1 protein-coding gene is annotated in these 2,094 nt (G+C 56.3%); it reads right to left on the bottom strand.

Annotation, left to right across the window (positions count from 1 at the left end):
- Positions 1-439: 439 nt before the first annotated feature.
- On the bottom strand, positions 440-1,864 hold the full coding sequence (locus HMPREF2980_RS03065; RefSeq protein WP_070690105.1) for a hypothetical protein: 1,425 nt from the start codon (positions 1,862-1,864) through the stop codon (positions 440-442).
- Between the last annotated feature and the right edge of the window lie 230 nt (positions 1,865-2,094).

Below are 2,094 nucleotides of genomic sequence, written 5' to 3'. Positions count from 1 at the left end.
GGAGCCTGGGATAGTACATCCCAGGCTCCCCGCCTCTTCGTAGATGTAAACCTTCCGGGGTTATCTGTTTCTGACAGCCAGAGGCCGTGATGAACGTGTTTTGGGTATAGCGAAGGCCCGCAGACACCGAAGTGTCTGCGGGCCTTCAGGTTGGCGCATTACTACCAACCTTTTCCTCAAAGCCATTGGTTTCACCGTTGAGACTCAACGAGACATCACTCAATGGCGTTCTCCGTGAGTGGCCAAAATACACCAAGAGACCACTCGCCAGAGAAGCACACAGTCCTCATGCCAGATACGCGCGGATGCACATCTGGGGGACTAAAACTTAGGGGCCGATTCTCCCACTCCTGAGGAAAATTTCAGGAGTGGGAGAACCGGAGGGGCTAGTATCTAACCCACCGAGTAACCCAAGAGGGGGACTCGGGTACGCACACTATTAGGAGCGCTTGCAGAAGGTAATCTCCACGGAACCGGGGTTACGAACGCCGGCACCGGTTGCACCGTTGCCCGAAGACTCAATAGCACCATCAATGACGTTGGAAGCCAGGTAAGAGCCACCTGCACCACCGGCACCAGCCTGGATACCATAGCTAATGTTCTGACGCAGACCATTGGGAGCAGTGTTACCGTTCCACTTCTGGTTGACCAGAATCGCGGAGAGTGCACGTGCAGCACCGGAGCCACCGCCACCGTAGCCTGCGCCACCACCGGAGGAAACAATCGCCTGGTGACCGTTGAAGTTGAAGCCAACGTCAGGGTAGGTCATGTGGCGAGGAGTACCGGTAGTACCGCCACCGGGGTACACGGTTTCCGGAGTGTTCTTGTCATTGTTGTCCAGCTGGTAGGAGTATGCAGAAGTACCGTCTGCACCGTTACCATTGAAGCCGCTACCACCCTGCTTACCTGCCGCAGAGGAGCTGAACAGTACCTGGTTGTTCTGACTCGAGAAACCAATGGTGTCGAAGCGGTTGCCGGTGGGCAGACCGGGCTTTGCAGCACCGGCGCCACCGGTACCGTTTGCACCGCCCTTACCAGCAGCGCTACCGATAGAGATTCGAGATGCTCCGGTAGTGGGATCCTTCGGCTCAGTGTAGTAATCGATACCTTCGATACCGTCAGAACCTGCAGCGGCGGTTGCAGAGCCACCACCACCAACTACACGTGCGGAAATAGGAATGTTACGGGGGCGCCAACCGGCATCGATAGCCTTAGGGTTGTAGTATGCACCATCCTTGGGATCATTCTGTGCAACGTTGTTAGAGCCACCGGCCACAGTAATACCCGCACCGCCGCCGCCACCAGCGACAGCAACCACGGTGCCATCGACGACCAGAGCAGAGGAGCCACCACCGGAAGAACCATACATGGCAGGACGCTTAATCATGGAATCCTTGCTCCAGCGGCTGTTCACCTCAGCGATAACATCGGAGGGAATGGTGAACGCGGGGGTGCTACCGCCGTTACCGTAACCTTCACCACCGGTGACGGGCTCAGAAGGACGGCCGTTGACAAGCTTGCCAATACCACCGGCAGCGGCAACAATTTCAACAACCTGGCCTTCCTTGACCTCGATAGTACCGGTCAGCTTAGCACCAGAGCCACCCTGAGCAGCATCGCTGAGCACGGTGCCACCAGCACCACCGATAATCGTGAAGCTGATCTTATCGACCTTAGCGGGAACCTTGAACGTCTTGACGGTCTTAGCACCTGCAGCGGTACCGGAGATGGTGTAAGCTGCGGAACCTTCGGGCTCACACTGAGTAGAAGACGCGAAAGCGGGAACCGCAGCGGAAGCTGCAACAACCGGAGCAGCCCATGCTGCGCCAGCAACAACCTTGCGGCGAGAAATGTTAGTAGACATGTATGTCCTTCGAGAGTGATATCTTGGGCACTCACTCCCACCAAGAACGCGGCCGATAAATCCACGCAGGGCAGACGCACACACAGAAAGTGAAGATAGCGCGCAGAAGAGAGTGAATGCATGATGTTTCTATACAAGCGTCAGCCCCTGCACTACCAGAAGATCAAAACACAAAGGTTAGCTTCAAAAGCACAGGGAAACCCAACACTTGGAGAAAGCATACCCCCCCC

Origin of the sequence: Rothia sp. HMSC076D04, assembly GCF_001814645.1 — a bacterium.
GTDB classification, from domain to species: Bacteria; Actinomycetota; Actinomycetes; order Actinomycetales; family Micrococcaceae; genus Rothia; species Rothia mucilaginosa.
This window is presented reverse-complemented; position numbering and strand designations above follow the sequence as displayed.

Excerpts from the sequence above, each read along its gene's own strand:
- HMPREF2980_RS03065 (WP_070690105.1), bottom strand. The coding sequence starts at position 1,864 with ATGTCTACTAACATTTCTCGCCGCAAGGTTGTTGCTGGCGCAGCATGG.